This is a genomic window from Enterococcus sp. 2201sp1_2201st1_C11_2201SCRN_220225 (genome assembly GCF_040925905.1).
GTDB classification, from domain to species: domain Bacteria; phylum Bacillota; class Bacilli; order Lactobacillales; family Enterococcaceae; genus Enterococcus_C; species Enterococcus_C asini_A.
The window spans coordinates 35,433-54,565 of record NZ_JBCOJC010000005.1 but is presented as its reverse complement, the minus strand read 5'-3'; the positions used below and the strand labels follow the sequence as shown (position 1 = coordinate 54,565).

18 protein-coding genes and 1 riboswitch are annotated in these 19,133 nt (G+C 44.2%); of the genes, 7 read left to right on the top strand and 11 right to left on the bottom strand.

The window, feature by feature from the left end; all coding sequences use genetic code 11:
- Window positions 1–23: 23 nt before the first annotated feature.
- The 5 genes from leuD to AB5754_RS02520 all read right to left on the bottom strand — a co-directional run bounded on the left by leuD (window position 24) and on the right by AB5754_RS02520 (window position 5,303).
- On the bottom strand, window positions 24–614 hold the full coding sequence (gene leuD, locus AB5754_RS02540) for a 3-isopropylmalate dehydratase small subunit (protein ID WP_368251798.1): 591 nt from the start codon (window positions 612–614) through the stop codon (window positions 24–26).
- Complete coding sequence (leuC, locus tag AB5754_RS02535) at window positions 615–1,997, bottom strand: 3-isopropylmalate dehydratase large subunit (protein WP_368251799.1); 1,383 nt, start codon at window positions 1,995–1,997, stop codon at window positions 615–617.
- A 24-nt stretch (window positions 1,998–2,021) separates the two neighbouring features.
- Window positions 2,022–3,068 (bottom strand): 3-isopropylmalate dehydrogenase, encoded by a 1,047-nt coding sequence (leuB, locus tag AB5754_RS02530; RefSeq protein WP_368251800.1) that lies wholly within the window; start codon window positions 3,066–3,068, stop codon window positions 2,022–2,024.
- A gap of 1 nt (window position 3,069) precedes the next feature.
- Window positions 3,070–4,584 (bottom strand): 2-isopropylmalate synthase, encoded by a 1,515-nt coding sequence (locus AB5754_RS02525; protein WP_368251801.1) that lies wholly within the window; start codon window positions 4,582–4,584, stop codon window positions 3,070–3,072.
- A gap of 143 nt (window positions 4,585–4,727) precedes the next feature.
- Window positions 4,728–5,303: a hypothetical protein gene (locus tag AB5754_RS02520; RefSeq protein ID WP_368251802.1), complete on the bottom strand. Its 576-nt coding sequence runs from the start codon at window positions 5,301–5,303 to the stop codon at window positions 4,728–4,730.
- 164 nt (window positions 5,304–5,467) lie between these two features.
- Here AB5754_RS02520 and AB5754_RS02515 point away from each other — a divergent pair, with 164 nt between their 5' ends.
- Complete coding sequence (locus AB5754_RS02515) at window positions 5,468–6,097, top strand: pentapeptide repeat-containing protein (protein ID WP_368251803.1); 630 nt, start codon at window positions 5,468–5,470, stop codon at window positions 6,095–6,097.
- A gap of 346 nt (window positions 6,098–6,443) precedes the next feature.
- Here AB5754_RS02515 and AB5754_RS02510 read toward each other — a convergent pair whose 3' ends face one another.
- From AB5754_RS02510 to AB5754_RS02500, 3 genes are all read right to left on the bottom strand, one after another.
- A complete protein-coding gene (locus AB5754_RS02510; RefSeq protein WP_311834435.1) occupies window positions 6,444–7,340 on the bottom strand; it encodes a magnesium transporter CorA family protein in 897 nt (298 codons plus the stop codon).
- Window positions 7,341–7,421: 81 nt separating this feature from the next.
- On the bottom strand, window positions 7,422–7,892 hold the full coding sequence (locus AB5754_RS02505) for a GNAT family N-acetyltransferase (protein WP_368251687.1): 471 nt from the start codon (window positions 7,890–7,892) through the stop codon (window positions 7,422–7,424).
- Window positions 7,893–7,993: 101 nt separating this feature from the next.
- On the bottom strand, window positions 7,994–8,653 hold the full coding sequence (locus AB5754_RS02500) for a deoxynucleoside kinase (RefSeq protein ID WP_368251686.1): 660 nt from the start codon (window positions 8,651–8,653) through the stop codon (window positions 7,994–7,996).
- A 292-nt stretch (window positions 8,654–8,945) separates the two neighbouring features.
- Between AB5754_RS02500 and mvk the strand changes: the two genes are divergently transcribed.
- The 6 genes from mvk (at window position 8,946) to AB5754_RS02470 (ending at window position 14,817) form a co-directional block, all read left to right on the top strand.
- Window positions 8,946–9,881: a mevalonate kinase gene (gene mvk, locus AB5754_RS02495; RefSeq protein WP_368251685.1), complete on the top strand. Its 936-nt coding sequence runs from the start codon at window positions 8,946–8,948 to the stop codon at window positions 9,879–9,881.
- A complete protein-coding gene (mvaD, locus tag AB5754_RS02490) occupies window positions 9,874–10,848 on the top strand; it encodes a diphosphomevalonate decarboxylase (protein ID WP_368251684.1) in 975 nt (324 codons plus the stop codon). The genes mvk and mvaD overlap by 8 nt, the downstream gene beginning before the upstream one ends.
- Before the next feature lie 53 nt (window positions 10,849–10,901).
- A complete protein-coding gene (locus AB5754_RS02485; protein WP_368251683.1) occupies window positions 10,902–11,987 on the top strand; it encodes a phosphomevalonate kinase in 1,086 nt (361 codons plus the stop codon).
- A gap of 12 nt (window positions 11,988–11,999) precedes the next feature.
- On the top strand, window positions 12,000–13,040 hold the full coding sequence (gene fni, locus AB5754_RS02480; RefSeq protein WP_368251682.1) for a type 2 isopentenyl-diphosphate Delta-isomerase: 1,041 nt from the start codon (window positions 12,000–12,002) through the stop codon (window positions 13,038–13,040).
- Between the two features lie 182 nt (window positions 13,041–13,222).
- A riboswitch (PreQ1 riboswitch) is annotated at window positions 13,223–13,267 on the top strand.
- Window positions 13,268–13,288: 21 nt separating this feature from the next.
- On the top strand, window positions 13,289–14,263 hold the full coding sequence (locus tag AB5754_RS02475) for a nucleoside hydrolase (protein WP_368251681.1): 975 nt from the start codon (window positions 13,289–13,291) through the stop codon (window positions 14,261–14,263).
- Window positions 14,260–14,817: an ECF transporter S component gene (locus AB5754_RS02470; protein WP_368251680.1), complete on the top strand. Its 558-nt coding sequence runs from the start codon at window positions 14,260–14,262 to the stop codon at window positions 14,815–14,817. The genes AB5754_RS02475 and AB5754_RS02470 overlap by 4 nt, the downstream gene beginning before the upstream one ends.
- A gap of 346 nt (window positions 14,818–15,163) precedes the next feature.
- Here the strand turns inward: AB5754_RS02470 and AB5754_RS02465 are convergent, their stop codons facing one another.
- The 3 genes from AB5754_RS02465 to adhE all read right to left on the bottom strand — a co-directional run bounded on the left by AB5754_RS02465 (window position 15,164) and on the right by adhE (window position 18,969).
- Window positions 15,164–15,673 (bottom strand): GNAT family N-acetyltransferase, encoded by a 510-nt coding sequence (locus tag AB5754_RS02465; RefSeq protein ID WP_368251679.1) that lies wholly within the window; start codon window positions 15,671–15,673, stop codon window positions 15,164–15,166.
- 11 nt (window positions 15,674–15,684) lie between these two features.
- On the bottom strand, window positions 15,685–16,173 hold the full coding sequence (locus AB5754_RS02460) for a hypothetical protein (RefSeq protein WP_368251678.1): 489 nt from the start codon (window positions 16,171–16,173) through the stop codon (window positions 15,685–15,687).
- A 189-nt stretch (window positions 16,174–16,362) separates the two neighbouring features.
- Complete coding sequence (gene adhE / locus AB5754_RS02455) at window positions 16,363–18,969, bottom strand: bifunctional acetaldehyde-CoA/alcohol dehydrogenase (protein ID WP_368251677.1); 2,607 nt, start codon at window positions 18,967–18,969, stop codon at window positions 16,363–16,365.
- Window positions 18,970–19,133: the final 164 nt, after the last annotated feature.

Sequence of the window (19,133 nt, the reverse complement as noted above, 5' to 3'; positions counted from 1 at the left end):
TCGGGCCTTTGTTTTCATATCATTTAGCGCCAATAAGCGGGCACTTTCGTCTGTTCATAGGCAGTAATCAAATCGGTATCTTGCAAGGTAATGCCAATTTCATCCAAGCCGTGAATCAGTTTGTCTTTCCATGTGCTGTCGATGTCAAAATGCCAGACCTCAGATTCTGTCCTCACTGCTTGAGCAGGTAAATCAATTGTAATTTTAACATCTGCCGGAAAAGCTGCTAAGGTGTCCCGGACTTCTTTAGGTAGTGCAATGGGCAATAAGCCATTTTTAGTGGCATTCATATAGAAGATATCGCTGAAACTCCCGGCAATTACAGCTTTAAATCCGTAATCCATCAAGGCCCAAGCCGCGTGTTCCCGAGAAGACCCCGAACCAAAGTTATCCCCGGAAATCAAAATTGTTGCTTCTTTATATTGGGGTTCGTTCAAGACAAAATCTGGATTAGCCGTGCGATCTGGCAAGTAGCGCCAATCGTCGAATAAAAACTCCCCAAAGCCTTTTTTATCCACTCGTTTCAAATAACTTTTAGGGATAATTTGATCCGTGTCCACATTGTCATTCATAAATGGCACAGTCTTTCCTTTATAAACGGTAAATGCCTTCATTTAAACGCCCTCCTTTACAAGTTCTCGCACATCTACAAAGCGGCCATACAAAGCCGCGGCGGCCGCCATAGCGGGGGAACAGAGATGAGTGCGAGAATTTTTCCCTTGGCGCCCCACAAAATTCCGATTGGAGGTGGAAGCACAGTGGACAAATTCCGGCACTTTATCGGGATTCATCCCCAAACACATGGAGCAGCCCGGTTCCCGCCATTCAAAACCGGCTGCTTGAAAGATTTGATCTAAGCCCAGTGCTTCGGCGGCTTTTTTCACCGGCCGAGATCCCGGTACCACAATTCCCGTCACACTGTCTTTAATCTTACGACCGGCAATAATCTTGGCCGCTTCTTGTAAATCCGACAGACGGCCATTGGTACAAGAGCCGATAAAGACGTATTCCACCGGGATATCACTAGGCTTTTGGCCGGGCATAAGTTCCATGTATTCATAGGCCAGCTCGTCATTATGGTCGGCAATAGCTGGAAAAGCGTCGTGGACTGCAACACCCATTTCCGGATTGGTCCCCCAAGTGACAAAAGGCGCTAGATTTCCAGCGTCCAAGGTCAACAACCGGTCAAATTCTGCATCTTCATCGGTGTATAGTGTCTGCCAGTCTGCCACAGCTGCTTGCCAATTTTTTGGAGCAAAGCGCCGATTCGCCACATAGTCAAATGTCTTTTGATCTGGGGCAATCATCCCCATTTTGGCGCCCCCTTCAATGGCCATGTTGCAAATGGTCATGCGCTCATCCATGCTCATGGCAGAAATCGTCTCTCCGAAAAATTCCACTCCATAGCCTACGCCAAAGTCCGTGCCGTATTTCGCAATCAATGCCAAAATCACGTCTTTGGCATAAACCCCCGGCTGCAATTTCCCGCTAATTTCAATGCCCATGCGTTTGGGTTTGCGTTGCCAAATCGTCTGGGTGGCAAAGACATGCTCCACTTCACTAGTGCCAATACCAAAAGCCAAAGCTCCAAATGCGCCATGGGTAGCGGTGTGGGAATCCCCACAGACAATGACTTTTCCCGGTTGGGTTAAGCCTACTTCTGGTCCTACCATATGCACAATGCCTTGATTTTGGGACCCATTGTCGCAAAGTTCTACGCCAAACTCAGCACAATTTTCCCGCAATGTGTCAATCTGCTTTTTGGCAATCACATCGGTAATATTATGAATATCCACTGTGGGCACATTGTGATCCATAGTGCCAAAGATTTTTTCAGGACAGCGCACCTTGCGTCCCGCTTCTCGCAATCCTTCAAAGGCTTGGGGCGAAGTCACCTCATGAATCAACATCAAATCCACATAGAGCAACTGGGCATCCCCATCGTCTCCTTTAATCACATGACGCTCCCAAACTTTGTCAAAAAGTGTTTTTCCCATTTTATTTCCTCCCCTATGCAAAACTTAGCGGCCCAAAGCCTCAATCACCGCTTGGGTAAATTCACTAGTCGTAGCCGAACCGCCTAAATCCCCGGTGACCATCCCTTCATTCATCACATGATACACCGCACTTTCAATCTGGTCGGCCAAGTCTTGTAAAGCAAAACTTTGCCGTAACATTAAGACCACTGACAAAATCATGGAAGCAGGATTGGCAATATTTTTTCCAGCAATATCTGGCGCTGAACCGTGAATCGGTTCGTATAAAGAAACTCCCGAATCAGAATGACTGGCACTGGGCAAGACTCCCAGCGTTCCCGGCAAGACCGAGGCCTCATCGCTTAAAATATCCCCAAATAAGTTTTCCGTTAAAATTACGTCAAATTCTGTAGGCTGTTGCACGATTTTCATGGCACAAGAATCCACTAATTGATGGCTCAAAGTGACTTCTGGATAGTCCAGTGCTACTTTTTCCACAGTTTTTCGCCACAGTTTACTAGTGGCTAATACATTGGCTTTGTCTACAGAAGTCACGTGTTTTTTTCGGGTCGAAGCGATATCAAAGGCGATTTTGGCAATCCGGGTAATTTCTGCTTCTGTGTAGCGACAAGTATCATAGGCTTCTGACACCCCAAACTCCCGGGGTTCCCCAAAGTAAATCCCACTGGTCAACTCCCGCACCACTACAAAATCCGTGCCTTGGACGATGGCTTCTTTGACAGGAGACAACGGCAATAAAGCATCCGGTACTGCAATGGGACGGATATTAGCAAAGAGATTCAACTCTTTGCGTAACGCTAACAGCCCTTGTTCTGGGGTTTGAGTGGCCTGTTCCCAAGGTGACCCTGCTGGCCCGCCAATCGCCCCTAACAAAATAGCATCGGCAGTTTTACAGGCAACTAATGTCTCCTGGGGCAAGCCTACTCCGGCCGCTTCAATGCCGGCGCCGCCAAAAGGTTTTTCGATAAATTCAAAAGTTTCCGGTGCTGCTGCTTCTAAAACAGCTAAAGCTGCTGTCATAATTTCTGGTCCAATGCCGTCACCAGCTAATACTACAATTTTTTTCTTCATTTTATTTTGCCTCCTTTTTCAAAAGGGAACTGGCCTGCACATACGCTTTTGCTGAAGCTTCTAGCACGTCAAAGTCCACCCCGATACCGTTAATTCGTCTACCGGTCTTAGGACATGCCACCGAGACATGAACTTCGGCTTGGGCATCTTCTCCGGCGGTCAACGCATTAATCTCGTAGTTTACCAGTTTCGGCTGTTGATCAAAAATTTGATCAATGGAATTGTAAATCGCTTGAATCGAACCGGCCCCAATGGCAGAAGCCTCCCGCGTTTGCCCTTCTTCTTCCACTGTCACAATCGCTCCTTGCCGGCCACAAGACACATATTGCAACTGCAGGCCAACAAGGCGTGCGCTCTCTTCTTCTGTGCGTACTTCATCTGCCATAAGGGCAATCAAATCTTGGTCGGTGATCTGTTTTTTCTTATCGGCTAAATCTTTAAAACGACGAAAAGCTGTCTTTAACCCTTCCTCCGACAAGTGATAGCCCAGCTCTTCTAGTTTGGTCACAAAAGCATGGCGTCCAGAAAGCTTGCCTAGTGGGAGGGCATTGTTTTTGACCCCTACTAATTGCGGGGTGATAATTTCGTAGGTTTCTGGATTTTTCAACACGCCATCTTGGTGAATCCCCGACTCATGGGCAAAGGCATTGGCCCCAATCACCGCTTTGTTTCGGGGTACCGCCACCCCAGAAAGACGAGCGACAATGTCAGAAGTCCGTTTACTTTCCGCTAACACAATCCCAGATTCTGCTTGGTAATAATTTTTGCGGATGTGTAAAGCCACTGCCACTTCTTCTAATGCTGTATTGCCCGCACGCTCCCCGATTCCATTTACCGTACCTTCCACCCGGTTGGCCCCATTTTCAATGGCAGCTAGCGCATTGGCGGTGGCCATGCCTAAGTCGTCGTGACAGTGAGAAGAAAAGATGATTTCCTCTTCCGACTGGATATTGCCGATTAAATAAGCAAAAAGGGCACCGTATTCAGTGGGATTGCTGTAGCCTACCGTGTCCGGAATATTGATAATTGTCGCCCCCGCATCAATGGCGGTTTGCACGGCTTTTAATAAGAAGCCCCGCTCCGTGCGCGTCGCATCTTCTGGCGAAAACTGAACTTTTTCAAAGCGTTCTTTCGCATAAGTCACATGCTCTTTAATGGAAGCCAATACTTCTGCTTCCGTCATTTTTAGTTTGTATTTCATATGCACAGGACTGGTGGCCAAAAAGACATGAACCTGGGGATACTTCGCCTCTTTTAGCGCTTCATAAACCCGATCAATATCTTTTTTCTGGCAACGAGCCAGGCCGGCTACCGTCATTTTCGTAGCCGCTTGTCCAATGGCTTTCACCGCTTCAAAATCCCCCGGCGAAGCAATAGGAAAACCTGCTTCGATGGTATCAATCCCCCATTTTTCCAACTGTAAGGCGATTTGCACCTTTTCTTTGGTGTTAAAGTTAACCCCTGGCGTCTGCTCCCCATCCCGCAAGGTCGTATCAAAAAATTGAATCTTCCGCATACATTTCTCCCCCTTTAAAAAAACCGACTCCCCAATTTTACTTTCCCGATAAAAAAGTATAAAAAAAGCACTCCACAAAGGTTTTTTCCTTTATGCAATGCGAATAGGACTCTTCTTTTTGATTGTACCAAAAGAGTCCAAGTTTATAATAATAATAAGCCAAAAATAGCTGCGTTATCCTTCATTTTCATCACCTGTTTGTCCGTTGTCGGTTTCTCGTTAGTACAAAAATACCGAAATTCTTCCCCAATGTCAACTGTTTTTACGGAATTTTCTGAATATTCTAGAGTGGACGGCAGAAAAGTACCGGTTATTTTTTGCAAAATGACAGCAAAAACAGAACGTTTTGACCGTTTTTTAGAAGGTTGCAATACAGATGCGGTGGCATATTCTTTCTTAACTACCGAATCTATCTCTAATACCGACTTTTTCAACAAACAACAACACTCTGCATCAGAAAAAAAGCGCCGAAAACGCCACAGGTATTTAACGACTTTCGGATCATCTCGGTGAGTAAAAAATAACTCCCGGACTTCTTTACGGTAAAGGGCTACCGATACTTTTTTCACATTTGGACAGAGTAGTGCCACCACATTGATCAAGCGCAAATAGCTCAAAAAGACTGCTGGCCGACAGGTTTCGCTGTAATAATATTTTTTCAAACGCCGCGCTGTGGTCTCAGGTTTAAAATAGGCGATTTGATTAAACGTCACAATCATCAGTACTCCCCCTCAGTCAAAAGTATAGCTTTGAATCAAGCTTCGCTAATCGTAAATACGCATTTACTCCTTTTTTCTATCTTGAATGCTAAAAATAACCCTTTTAGCAAAGCCCTTCATGGTACACTGGAGGTAATTATTTTCCAAAAGAAAGGACTAATCCGATGAAAAAGCAAAAAATCAGCCCGCCCCAACTAGGGGAACTGAAACCCCAGGATTTTTTCTTAGATGATGAAGCGCTGTATCAAGACGGTTTCCTAAAAGACAGCGACCAAAGTTACACCACTTGCCACAATCTAATTATCCAAGAATCCCAGTTGAAAAATATCCAACTAGTAAACAGTCGCCTGGAACGATTCCAAGCTGCAAATGTAATTTTTGACAAATGCGACCTTTCCAATTGCGAGCTTTTAGGCGCTAGTTTCCATCAAGTGGAATTTCGTCAATGCAAACTTACCGGTGCGAACTTTGCCGAAAGCTATTTGCGAGATTGTCGCTTTGTGGACTGTCTGGCCGATTACGCCTCATTTTCCAACAGCAATCTGAAAAATGTGGCTTTTAACGACTGCCGCTTAAAGGAAACAGACTTTTACGACTTGACTTGGAAAGCGTTGGAACTTAATGGCTGTGAACTAACCCGTAGCAATTGGCTCCATACCACATTAAACAATCTGAACCTTTCTAGCTGTGATTTCGAAGCCATTTCGATTTCCCCGGAACAACTCCGAGGTCTTGTGGTCAATCCTGCTCAAGCTTTGATCATTGCCGCTGGACTGGGGTTGGTAATTGAATAATGCCTCAACCTATTAAAAAGGAAGGGTGACAAAAGTTGGGTCACCGTCCTACGAACCGAACAATACCAAACGTGAGACGCAAGCAAAAGAAGGGTATCTTCCATTAAAAATCATTGGAAGATACCCTTCTTTTCATTGCTAAAAATCTTAAACGCTGCCTAACCTTGATTTCATCAAGCTAAGGCAGCGTAATTCGCTTTTTCTCTTTTCACGTATGGTAATGTTCTCTCTTCGGACTAAGACACAAAAATTGTCACGATTTTTTATCATCCGAATCTTTTTTATCAATAAAAATTAAATGTTCGTTGTTTATCATTTAGGGAATACTTATATCACGGTCCCTTTTTTATTTTATCCGCCGCCACATAGCCACGAGCATCCACACCGCCAAAATCAAACTAATCAACATGGCAATGGCCGCCCCAAATGTAGAATCAGAAAAAGGCAATGGCACATTCATGCCAAAAAAGCCGGTAACGATGGTAGGTACGGTCAAAAGCAACGACCACACCGTTAAAAATTTCATAGTATCGTTTAGATTGTTGTTCAACAAATTGTTATAGGTACCAGAAAGCTGCTCCAAAATTTGTGAGGCCAGCTGGGTCATTTCCATGGCCTGATTGGCTTCAATCAACGCGTCTTCCAGCTGTTCTTTTTCCGTATCATTTAATAAGCGATGCATCCGTTGAATCCCCATCTGCTGCAAAAGAACCGCATTTTGCTTGGTGGCGGTCAACAAATAAATTAAGCCAATATCCAAGTCACTCATGGCAATCAAGTTTTTATTGGTGGTACGCTCTCGCAATTTGGCGTTTAAGCGCGTGCGCTCATTGTTCACTTCTTCAATCAGCGGATAAAAGGCACTGCTGATTAAAAACAAAGTGTGAAATAACAAACTATAGGGACTTTGCCCGGGATTATGATGAAGTAATTTTTCAATCATTTCATTGACGTAATTCGTTTCTTGATTAGTAAAAGTAAAGATACTTCCCTTTTTTAAAATAAACGCCATGGGACTGGTTTCATAGTGATTTTCCACTTTTTGCTTTTGAGGCACATTGAAAATCACCAACACCGCCTCGGTTTCGCTATCATACTCCACCCGGGCTCGTTCATGGGTATCCAAGGAATACAGCACCATTTCATCAGAAAGGTGATACTTTTCCTGCAAAGCCTCAATTCGCGTCATGTCCCGCTCATCCACTTGAATCCAGGTGCTCTTGCCTTCATTAAAACTACGCATTTTTTCCACTTGCCCACTCCTTTGCCCAAAGTTCGTTATACTCAGTGTACCAGAAGGCGGAAAAAAATGCCCCAGCTACCTTCACTGGAGAAGTTTTTTAATAAACAGCCATCCCCCATCCTCTTCTGTCAAATAAGTAAAGCCGAGAGATACTAATAAATCAATCGAAGGCTGATTTTCCGGCATAACTCCTGCTTTCACCAGGGTTGCCCCTTGGGTTGTCAACCATTTCAAAACACCACTGGCCACTTCTCTGGCTAGACCTTGTCGGGCAAAATCTGGATGAATCGTATACCCCAACCAATACTCACTCCCGGCTTTTTGCAAATAGACATCTCCAATGAGTAAATCCCTCGTTTTGTCCGCAATGGCAAACTGCTGGCCTTCTTCCAATTTTCTTGAAGTGAATAAAAAAGCCTCGTACTCTTCTTTACTCAGGCCCTTAAAGCCTTGATACTGCATCCATTCCAGATTGTTGCGATAGGCCATAAAACGCTCCAAATCTTTTTCTTGAAAAAAACGTATTTGACAGCGTGGTGTTTGAAAATTCATAGGTCACCTCTTTGTTTCAGACTTTGTGTCCTCACTTTACATTTTCTTTTTATTCTAGCAAAAACCCCCGCCTTCACCAAGACGGGGGGTGTGTTATTCTTTTACGCCACCGGACTACCTTGGCGCATTTCAGCTAATTTTTCATCAATCAGCTTCAAGACTTCTTCTGCGGCTTTTTCATCTTCCACAAAGTTTAACAAATCGCCGTTGATTTGGATTTTAGGACTTTCATTGTAGGCCTCAAACCAAGCGTCGTAGCGACTGTTTAATTCCTTATAGTAATCATACAATGAAGGATCGTAGTCCAATTGTTCAAAAGGACGGCCCCGTTTTTCAATACGGGCTAACATGGTTTCAAAGGAGACTTTGATATGTACCAACAGATCCGGGTGCTTTTTGTAGGCGGCATAAGGCAATTCTTCCAACATATTGGCTAAAAGTTCATCATAGACTTTGACTTCGGTTTCTGTTGCCCGACCTAGGTCAGCATTTAAATGAAACAACAAAGAATCCTCGTAAATTGAGCGATCTAACACATTGTCTTCATTTTGTAGGGCTTGTTTAATGCTATCAAAACGCTTGTTCAAAAAGTAAATTTGTAATAAAAACGCATATTTATTAGGATCCGCGTAAAACAATGGCAAGACTTCATTGTTGTCCACCGATTCATAAAAGGCTTCACTGCCCAGATGATTTGCAATCATTTCCGTTAAACTTGATTTTCCCGCACCAATCGTGCCCGCTAATACGATCACACTCATTGCCTCCAACTCTCATTTCATTCAAAATAATTTTTTCAATCTGTTTCTCGCAACACTATACTCCAGAAATCAGAAGACCGTCAACTAAAATCAATGCCACTATTTTTCACTTTTTCCAATAAAGTATTAAGAAATCGAGAGAATCGCCATTTCTTTATCCGAAACGGTTAACGTACTCTAGAATTTCTAGTAGAATAGGAAGGCAGAAGTTTCCAAAAGGTAATTTTTATTCTTCAAAAAGTTGCCTTTTGGAAACACTTGAGCCTAAAAAATAAGAAACGAGGTGTTTGTTGTGCAGGTCATTGCCACTGGAGTTGCTAGTGGAAAAATCATCTTAATGGGAGAACATGCCGTAGTCTATGGGAAACCAGCCATTGCTATGCCCTTTGCGGCGACCAAAATTACCGCCACCATGCAACAAGCCTCACAGGATTTTTTAACATCCAACTATTATAGCGGGAGCTTAGCACAAGCCCCCGCTAACTTAATGAACTTGCAACACTTAATCAGCCAGTTGCGCAAAGACTTTGCGGCGCCTTTTGTGGACTGCCAAATTACCAGCACCATCCCCGCCGAACGCGGCATGGGTTCCAGTGCAGCGGTAGCAGTGGCAGTTACCCGGGCTTTTTTGGCTTGGCAAGAAATTCCCGAAACCCAAGAGCTGCTATTGAAATACGTCAACTCCTCTGAAGAAATCGCCCATGGCAACCCTAGTGGCATTGATGCGGCGGCAACTAGCGGCAACCAGCCGATTTTTTTCCAAAAAGATCGGCCTTTAGAACCCTTTGAATTAAATCTCACCGGCGCTTTAATCGTAGCCGACACTGGCGTGAAAGGCAAAACCCGGGATACAGTGGCAGACGTAGCCACTTTACTCCACCTACAACCGGAAAAAACCCGCTCCGCCATTGATAAGTTAGGAACGTTAACGAAATCCGCTCGTCTGGCCATTAGCAATAATCAGCCGGCAGTCTTAGGGCAACTGATGAATCAGGCCCAAACGGTTTTACAACAGCTTTCGGTCAGCGATGCCAGCTTGGATCATTTGGTACAAGTGACCCGCCACAATGGCGCACTAGGCGCGAAATTAACCGGTGGCGGTCGTGGTGGCTGTATGATTGCTTTAGCCCGTGATTTCACACAGGCAAAAATCATCGCCAATCAATTAGAAAATGAAGGAGCCAAGGCGACTTGGATCCAAGAATTAGGAGTTTGTCAGTATGTATAAAGGAAGTGCCCGGGCCTATACCAATATCGCCTTGATCAAATACTGGGGGAAGAAAAATGAAGAGCTGATTCTGCCGATGAATAATAGCCTCTCCCTAACCTTAGATGCGTTTTACACGGAAACCAGTGTCTGTTTTGATCCTGAACAAAAAGAAGACCGCTTTTTCTTAGACGGTCAACTACAAGACCCCAAGGCTACCAAAAAAATTAGTCACTTTTTAGATTTAGTTCGCAACCTTGCCGATAAAAACTGGCATGCTACAGTGGAAAGTCGCAACTTTGTCCCCACTGCAGCGGGACTAGCTTCTTCTGCCAGTGGTTTGGCAGCGTTGGCTGCTGCCAGTAATGAAGCATTGGCATTAGGCCTAGATGAGCAAGGACTTTCCCGTCTAGCGCGGCGGGGCTCTGGTTCGGCTTGTCGCAGTATTTTTCCGGGCTTTGTGGAGTGGGAACAAGGATCTGACGATGAAACGAGTTTTGCCAAACAAATTCCTTCTGCCAATTGGGAACAGGATTTGGCCATGCTCTTTGTCTTGATTAACGACCAGCAAAAAGATGTCTCCAGCCGTGATGGCATGCGCCGCACTGTGGCGACTTCTAGCTTTTATCCTGGTTGGCTTGAAAGCGTCCCTGAAGATTTAGCCCAAGCAAAAATTGCCATTGCGACTCAAAATTTCACTCGTCTAGGGGAAGTCACCGAAGCCAATGGGTTGAAAATGCACGCTACCACCCTAGCTGCCACACCCCCCTTTACTTATTGGTCTCCAGATAGTCTTGTGGCCATGAACTTAGTACGGCAATTGCGCAAAGAAGGTTTGGAATGCTATTTCACCATGGACGCAGGACCAAACGTTAAAGTCCTTTGCCAGAAAAAAGACGAAGCAGCTCTTAAAGCGGCCTTTAGCCAACACTTTGCCCCTGAGCGCTTGATTTTAGCCCATGCCGGCTTTGGCACCCAAGTTCTTTAATTAAATGAAAGCAACACAACACAGGCTTTGCCTAAATGTAAGGAGTTTCGCTCATGTATGAAGTATCCGTCCCGGGAAAACTATTTATTGCCGGGGAATATGCCGTGGTGGAAGCCGGTCATCCGGCAATTATCGTCGCGGTGGATCAATTTATTACCATTACCATCGCCACTGCTAAAAAAAATGGCAGCATTCAGTCCGAACAATACAGTGAACTGCCCATTCGTTGGACTCGCCGGAACAATCAACTGGTTCTCGACGTACGGGACAATCCTTTCCATTATATTTTAGCCGCCATTCACTTGACGGAAAGCTACGCCCAAGAACAAGGATGCGACCTTTCTTTTTATGATTTGAAAGTCACCAGTGAATTGGACAATTCCAGCGGGCGCAAATACGGTCTGGGCTCAAGTGGTGCCGTAACGGTGGCTACAGTGAAAGCTTTGAACGCTTTTTACCACTTACAGATGGACCAAATGACCATCTTTAAACTCTCGGCATTAGCCCATTTACAAGTGCAAGGCAATGGTTCTTGTGGGGATATTGCAGCTAGTTGTTTTGGAGGCTGGATTGCTTTTTCCACCTTTGATCCCACTTGGGTCAAAGATGCCCAAGAAAAAATGTCTCTAACAGAGCTTTTAGCCACACCTTGGCCTTATTTAATGATTGAACCACTAACCGTGCCAAAAAACGTGCGCTTGTTAATCGGCTGGACCGGTAGCCCTGCTTCCACCAGTGATTTGGTAGATCAAGTCCACGAATCCAGAGACTTGAGAGAACAGGCCTACCAAAAATTTCTCGCCGACAGTAAAGACTGCGTGGAGCGTTTGATTACAGCTTTTCAAGAACAAGACGTCCCTCAAATTAAAAAGATGATTACCTTAAATCGTTCTCTTTTAAACGGCTTAAGCCAATTTACCGATGTAGTAATCGAAACCCCAGCTTTAAAAACCATGTGCGACTTAGCAGAACACTTTAACGGCGCTGCCAAATCCTCTGGTGCCGGTGGCGGGGATTGCGGCATTGTGATTGTGGACCAAAAAACCGGCATTTTGCCTTTGATGAGTTCTTGGGAAAAAGCGGAAATCACTCCTTTGCCCCTCCACGTTTATCACTATTCCAGAGCCACAAAAAACTAGCAGGAGGACTTTATGAATCGCAAAGATGAACACGCAGCCTTAGCCATGGATTTTTATCAAGAAAAAAGCAATGACTTTGACTTGATTCGCATCGTTCATGATTGTTTTCCTGAGATGAAAGTTGCCGATACGACCCTTGCTGTTGAACTCTTAAACCAAGAGTTCCCCCGGCCTTTTTTCATCAATGCCATGACCGGTGGCAGCCAAAAAACCAAAGAATACAACCGCCAATTGGCAGAAGTGGCCAAAGAATGCAATTTGATGATGGCCACAGGTTCTGTCAGTGCGGCTTTAAAAGACCCCAGTGTAGCCGATAGTTTCACCATTGTGCGCAAAGTTAATCCCACAGGTTTTATCACAAGTAATCTCGGTGCAGGTACCACCTTGGATCAAGCGCAGCGAGCAGTGGATTTACTTTCAGCCAATGCCTTACAAATCCACCTCAATGTGGCCCAAGAATTGGTCATGCCAGAAGGAGATCGGGATTTTTCCCAATGGCTCAGTAAAATCGAAACCATCGTCCGTCATTTGCCTGTACCCGTCATCGTCAAAGAAGTGGGCTTTGGCATGTCTCGCAAAATGGTGCAACAGTTAGTGGACTGTGGCGTCACTGCCATTGACATTAGCGGTCGTGGCGGTACCAGCTTTACTAAAATCGAAAATGCCCGCCGCCCCCAACAAGAGCTGAGTTATCTATCAGATTTTGGACAAAGTACCCCGGAAGCTTTATTGGAAGCTTTAGAAGTGCCCCAAATTTTTGACTTGATTGCTTCTGGCGGCATTCAAAATGCTTATGATATTTATAAATCTCTAGTTTTAGGCGCGAAAAGCTGTGGGATTTCTGGCAAAATGCTCCACACGGTAATCCACGGTGGCGTTGAAGCCGGCATTCAACTGGTCCAAGACTGGTCAAATGAATTGCGCCTGTTAATGACATTAACCGGGCAAAAAAATCTAAAAGACTTGCGCCACGTGCCGGTGGTCTTTTCCGGCAGCCTTTTGGAATGGTGCATAAACCGCGAGATTGATAGTAAAAAATACAGTATGCGGTAAATAATTGTTGAAATTCCGGTGTCCTCGACGCTAGATTGCCATTGTTTATCATAAACCCACTCATAAACCAAAAGCTCCCACCGCTTCTCAAGTCATTCTTGAAGGTCGGCGGGGGCTTTTTTGTCCTTTCTTTTCCCCTGTTTTTTCGTTATGATAAGGTCGTGCATTTAAAATCGAGGCAACTCGGACTGGTTCGGAAACTTCCCAGAATAAAAAACTAAGTATCTCTAAAAAGGAGGTTAGAAAAAATGCAAAAAGTAATCATTGATTGCGATCCGGGAATTGATGATGTGCTGGCTTTGGAGTACGCTTTGCGCTCACCAGAACTAGAAGTCGTCGCCATCACCGTAGTGGCCGGCAATGTCCCTGTACATCTTGGGGTAGACAATGCTTTTAAAGTTTTGGAACGCTGTAATCGTTTAGATGTTCCCGTTTACGTCGGTGCCAGCCAACCATTGAAAAAGCCCTTTGTCTCCGCTCAAGATACCCACGGAGAAGACGGATTAGGCGAATCGGGGATTGCAAGACGTTCTACCGTCTCCCCTCAATCTCAGACAGCTTCTGAGTTTTTACAGGAGTATTTTGCCACCACTAAAGACACCGGGGTAATCGCATTAGGGCCATTGACCAACATCGCCTTGGCCTTAGCAAAAGACAGCAGGTGGGGGCAAAACATAACCCGTTTTGTCACCATGGGCGGCACTTACAAAAGTCATGGCAACTGTTCGCCGGTAGCTGAATTTAACTACTGGTGTGATCCCGACGCTGCGGCCTTGGTTTACCAAACCTTGCCCTGTCAAATCGAAATGGTCGTCCTTGATGTCACTCGCAAAATCGTCTTCACGCCAAACATCTTGGAATACACCAAACGGATGAACCCTGAGTGTTTTGCCTATTTACAGAAAATCACCCGCTTTTACTTTGATTTTCATTGGCAATACGAGCATATCTTGGGCTGTGTGATTAACGATCCTTTGGCGGTGGCCTATTATATTGATCCTGGGCTATGCCAAGGCTTTGAAAGCTATGTAGCGGTGGAAACTAAAGGCATCAGCATCGGCCAAACCCTAGTTGATCGCTATGATTTTTGGCAAAAAAAAGCCAATGCGAAGATTTTAGACACCGTGGATTCACGGAAATTTTTTGAACTGTTTTTGACCGTCATCTTAAATGCACCAGAAGCCATTATCGCTTCTGACCTACAAAATTTAAGATTAGGATGACTAAAATGAAACTACAAACACGACAACTGACTTTTATGGCTATGGCCTTAGTCTTAAACATTGTCATGGGAAATCTGGCCTTATTATTGCGCCTGCCCATTTACTTAGACACCATTGGTACGCTTTTAGCTGCCACATTATTTGGGCCTGTAGCTGGTATCATCGTGGGACTGTTGAGCGCTTTGATCACGGGGGTCACTGCTGATTTATTTTCTCTTTACTATGCCCCCGTTCAACTTTGTATAGGCGGTGTAGCCGGCCTTTTGCTCTACCAAAAGAAAATCGGCTGGTCACTCCCTTTTAAAGCCTTTTTGATTACACTACCGGGAACCATTGTGGCTTCTTTCATCACCGTCTCGCTCTTTGGAGGCATCACCTCCTCTGGCTCCAGTATTATCGTTCAGTTTCTATACGGCTTTGGGGTAAATCAAACCCTCAGCGTCTTTTTGGTGCAAATCATCACCGATTACGCCGACAAATTAGTCAGCCTACTGTTGGTTTTCACCCTATTGAAGTTATTAAACAAAGCCCCCGTTGATTACAAACGGACATGATTGAATCAAAAAAACAGGCAATCCAAGGTGTGACATAAATCATTTCAAAGTGATAAATAGCGAAATGCTACTACACTCCTCAAGGAAATAGATAATAAAAAAATATTTGCGACAATCGTTGTGTCTTAGTCCAGAGAACGAGCAGTACCATACGTTTAAAGAGAAAAAGTGAATTACACTGACTTAGCTTGATGAAATCAAGGTTAGTCAGTGTTTGAAATTTTTAACGATGAAAAGACAAGCAACTTCCCATGATTTTTAATGGGAGTTGCTTGTCTTTTGCTCGTGGCTCACGTTTGGTATTGTTCAGTTCGGAGGACGGTAACATGGCTACTTGCCTGTTTTTTTACATATGAAAGGTTTTGCCCAATAGTTCCACCGGAGTGTTGCGGCGACTTGTACCAAACTCTTTGCGCAACGTTACCAAACTCAAATCCACAAAACCTAATTTGTGGTACAAATACAAAGCTTCCCGATTTCGAGGTACCACATCGAGGCACAAAGCCTCAGCAGAACTTTCTTTTTTCAACCAGTCTTCCACTAAATATATGGCTTGTGTGCCCAACCCTTGACGACGAAAATCCGGTGCAATATACAGCTCTTCTAGCCAAGGTACTTGTGGGCCACGAAACACCAAGCGTACAAACCCCACTGGAGTGTTCCCTTGATACAAAATAAAGAGGCAACTTTTTTCTTCTTGCCATTTTCCCAAAATTTCTTTAGCCTCCGCTACATACGCTGGTGAAGGCTCTTTTTGCTCCGAAAGAATCAACGCTTCATGAAAACTAAAAAAGTCCCCAATCCACAAAAACAGCTCCGGTTCTTCCTGATAAGCTTGTAATTTCAACTGCTCCATGTTTGCCTCCGTTAGTCACGCCCAAAGAATTTCTGGAAAAAACCTTTTTTCTCACTCTTTTCACGGACTAGTTTTTCATTGTCTTCAGGAGCTTTCAAAACCAACTGCACTTCTTCTTCCAAACGCAGAAGATTATTCATTTCAATCATGCCTTTAAGACTAGAAATCATTCGGCGCAGGTCACTTTCCTTTAAGCCAAAACTGGCCTCTGCCTCTTCTATCCCGGAATCGGACTGCAATTCTTGAATCACATTGCCAATTTGCCCCACTTGATCTCGTAGCAGCTGCATCAAGCTTACTTCCCCAGACACTTCTGGAAGTTTTCCTGGGACTAAATAGGTCACAATGGCTAAACCATTGGCATAATCCCGAAGATCATTGACCTTTTCTTGATATTCTTCCTTGCCATACTTTCCATCTTGCTCCATTTGTCGGGCAAATTCTTTTAATAAGGCTTGAGAATTGCTCAAAACCTGAATCGTCTCTGTTAATCGTGCCATGATAGCGCCTCCTTGTACTAGTTCTATCTTATCATAAGCAGTCCTTACTTATACTATATATAGGGCATTTTGCGAAACAAATAAAAGCCGGATTCTAACATCAGTATGCCAAACCAAAAACCCCCGCTCACAGCTGCTAAGAAGCAGTGAGCGGGGGTTTTACTGGGTGCTTATAAATGTTACCGAGACTTACGCTTTTGCGTTGTAAGAGTCGATGATGATGCCTTTTAATTCAGAGATTAAAGGTTCTTTCGGATTAGCAGTTGTACATTGGTCTTCATAAGCCAATTCAGCCATACGATCTACTGTTGTATCCAATACTTGTTTGGTTACACCTTGAGCTTTCAAGTTCATTTCGATACCGACTTTATGACCTAATTCGTAAACAGCAGTTGCCAAAGCTTCTACTAATTCTGCAGTAGTTTCGCCTTTTAGACCTAAGAACTTCGCGATATCAGCGTAGTCTGTGTCAGCCCGGAAGTAGTCATATTTAGGGAACATTGCATGTTTTTGAGGGTCTTTTGCATTGTAACGGATTACGTGTGGCAAAAGAATCGCGTTGGTACGTCCGTGAGGGATTCCGTATTCCCCACCGATTTTGTGTGCGATGGAGTGGGAAATTCCCAAGAAGGCATTGGCAAAGGCCATACCCGCCATAGTAGACGCATTGTGCATTTTTTCCCGTGATTCAGGGTCGCCCACTGCTACAGATTTTTCCAAGTAGTCAAAGACTAATTTGATTGCTTGCAAGCTCAAACCACGAGTGTAGTCAGAAGCCATTACAGATACGTAAGATTCGATGGCGTGAGTCAAAACGTCCATCCCAGTATCAGCAGTAACACTAGCTGGTACAGATAATACGAATTGAGGGTCAACAATCGCTACGTCTGGTGTCAATGCGTAGTCAGCCAATGGGTATTTCACGTGAGTGTCGCTGTCAGTGATTACCGCAAATGGTGTTACTTCAGAACCAGTACCAGAAGTAGTTGGGATACATACGAACTGTGTTTTCACTGCTTTGTCAATCTTGTAAGTCCGTTTGCGGATATCCAAGAATTTTTGTTTTGCGCCGAAGAAGGAAGTATCTGGGTGCTCATAGAACATCCACATGCCTTTGGCCGCATCCATTGCAGAACCGCCACCAAGAGCGATGATTGTGTCAGGCTCAAAATCAACCATAACTTTCGTACCAGCGTAAACTGTGTTTGTAGATGGGTTTGGTTCTACATCAGAGAAGATTTCGATTTTCACATCGTTTTTACGACGTTGCAAGACTTCCCGTACTGTGTCCGCATAACCAAATTGCACCATACCTGGGTCGCAGACGATCATTACTCGTTCTACGTTTTCCATTTTTTCCAAGTACAACAAGGAGTTCTTTTCAAAGTAAATCTTAGAAGGTAATTTAAACCATTGCATATTGTTTCTCCGTTTCGCGATAGTCTTAACGTTGATCAAATTGATCGCCGATACGTTCTTAGATACAGAGTTGTGACCGTATGAACCACAGCCCAATGTTAAGGAAGGAATCATTTCGTTGTAGATGTTCCCGATTCCGCCTTCCGCAGATGGTGAATTTACCAAGATCCGGCAAGCTTTCATTTTCAAGCCGTATTGTAATTGCAAGTCTTCATCTTCTGTGTGGATTACTGCTGTATGGCCTAAACCGCCAAGTTCCAACATACCCAATGCCAATGCAAAGCCTTCTTCATGGCTGTTTGATTTCATCATTGCCAAGACTGGGGATAATTTTTCCCGAGATAATGGGAAGTCCGCGCCCACGCCGTCTAGTTCAGCAATTAACATCTTCGTGCCTTCAGGAACTTTGATGCCTGCAAGTTTTGCAATATCCATAGCAGAATGACCAACGATTTTTGCGTTCACGGCATATTTGCCTTCGTTCATCACTGCGTCTTCTAATTTAGACAATTCGTTTTTCTTCACTACGTAACATTGATGAGCTTCAAATTCAGCTTTCACTTCGTCGTAGATTTCTTTATCCACGATAACCCCTTGTTCGGAAGCACAGATCATGCCGTTATCGAAAGTTTTAGAAACGATCACATCGTTAACTGCTCGTTTGATTTTCGCAGTTTTTTCGATGTAAGCAGGTACGTTACCAGCCCCAACCCCTAATGCAGGTTTCCCTGTAGAGTATGCTGATTTCACCATGCCAGGACCACCAGTTGCCAAGACGATTGCCACACCTGGGTGGTTCATTAATTTTTGGGTTGCTTCAATAGAAGAGTTTTCTTTTTCAATCCATTGAATACAGTTTTCAGGAGCACCAGCGGCAATCGCTGCATCCCGAACAATTTTCGCAGCTTCCACAGAACATGCTTGTGCAGATGGGTGGAAGGAGAAGATTACAGAGTTTGCAGTCTTCAATGAGATCATTGCTTTAAAGATGGTTGTTGAAGTTGGGTTCGTTGTTGGTACTACCGCAGCAACCACCCCAACTGGTCCTGCAACTTCGATCAAACCTTTTTGTTTGTCTTCGCCGATAACGCCGATTGTTTTATCATGTTTAATGGAGTTCCAGATGTATTCAGAAGCGTACATGTTTTTGATAGCTTTGTCTTCCACAATCCCCCGGCCAGTTTCTTCTACGGCCATTTTTGCTAAAGGCATGTGTTTGTCTAAGGCTGCCATTGCCATTTCGTGCACGATATGGTCCACTTGTTCTTGCGTAAAGTTTTCCATTTGTTTTGCAGCTACATTCGCTTTTGCTGCTAAGTCGTCGATTACCGTATCAACGTCGATGATTTCTACTTCTTTTTCCAATGTCTTAGCCATTGTCATCCTCCTATATTGCGGATCATTTTGTTTGTTAATCATTTCACATACAGAATGATACACGAAAGTCAGAAGCTTGTAAATAGTTTTTGTGATTTTTTTCACAGTTTTTTTGAAGAAATTTTTTTCATGCAAAAAAGTCAATAGAGATAAAGCTTACAGTC

Coding starts and splice junctions, on each gene's coding strand:
- leuD (WP_368251798.1), bottom strand. CDS start 614: ATGAAGGCATTTACCGTTTATAAAGGAAAGACTGTGCCATTTATGAAT.
- leuC (WP_368251799.1), bottom strand. CDS start 1,997: ATGGGAAAAACACTTTTTGACAAAGTTTGGGAGCGTCATGTGATTAAA.
- leuB (WP_368251800.1), bottom strand. CDS start 3,068: ATGAAGAAAAAAATTGTAGTATTAGCTGGTGACGGCATTGGACCAGAA.
- AB5754_RS02525 (WP_368251801.1), bottom strand. CDS start 4,584: ATGCGGAAGATTCAATTTTTTGATACGACCTTGCGGGATGGGGAGCAG.
- AB5754_RS02520 (WP_368251802.1), bottom strand. CDS start 5,303: ATGATTGTGACGTTTAATCAAATCGCCTATTTTAAACCTGAGACCACA.
- AB5754_RS02515 (WP_368251803.1), top strand. CDS start 5,468: ATGAAAAAGCAAAAAATCAGCCCGCCCCAACTAGGGGAACTGAAACCC.
- AB5754_RS02510 (WP_311834435.1), bottom strand. CDS start 7,340: ATGCGTAGTTTTAATGAAGGCAAGAGCACCTGGATTCAAGTGGATGAG.
- AB5754_RS02505 (WP_368251687.1), bottom strand. CDS start 7,892: ATGAATTTTCAAACACCACGCTGTCAAATACGTTTTTTTCAAGAAAAA.
- AB5754_RS02500 (WP_368251686.1), bottom strand. CDS start 8,653: ATGAGTGTGATCGTATTAGCGGGCACGATTGGTGCGGGAAAATCAAGT.
- mvaD (WP_368251684.1), top strand. CDS start 9,874: ATGTATAAAGGAAGTGCCCGGGCCTATACCAATATCGCCTTGATCAAA.
- AB5754_RS02485 (WP_368251683.1), top strand. CDS start 10,902: ATGTATGAAGTATCCGTCCCGGGAAAACTATTTATTGCCGGGGAATAT.
- fni (WP_368251682.1), top strand. CDS start 12,000: ATGAATCGCAAAGATGAACACGCAGCCTTAGCCATGGATTTTTATCAA.
- AB5754_RS02475 (WP_368251681.1), top strand. CDS start 13,289: ATGCAAAAAGTAATCATTGATTGCGATCCGGGAATTGATGATGTGCTG.
- AB5754_RS02470 (WP_368251680.1), top strand. CDS start 14,260: ATGACTAAAATGAAACTACAAACACGACAACTGACTTTTATGGCTATG.
- AB5754_RS02465 (WP_368251679.1), bottom strand. CDS start 15,673: ATGGAGCAGTTGAAATTACAAGCTTATCAGGAAGAACCGGAGCTGTTT.
- AB5754_RS02460 (WP_368251678.1), bottom strand. CDS start 16,173: ATGGCACGATTAACAGAGACGATTCAGGTTTTGAGCAATTCTCAAGCC.
- adhE (WP_368251677.1), bottom strand. CDS start 18,969: ATGGCTAAGACATTGGAAAAAGAAGTAGAAATCATCGACGTTGATACG.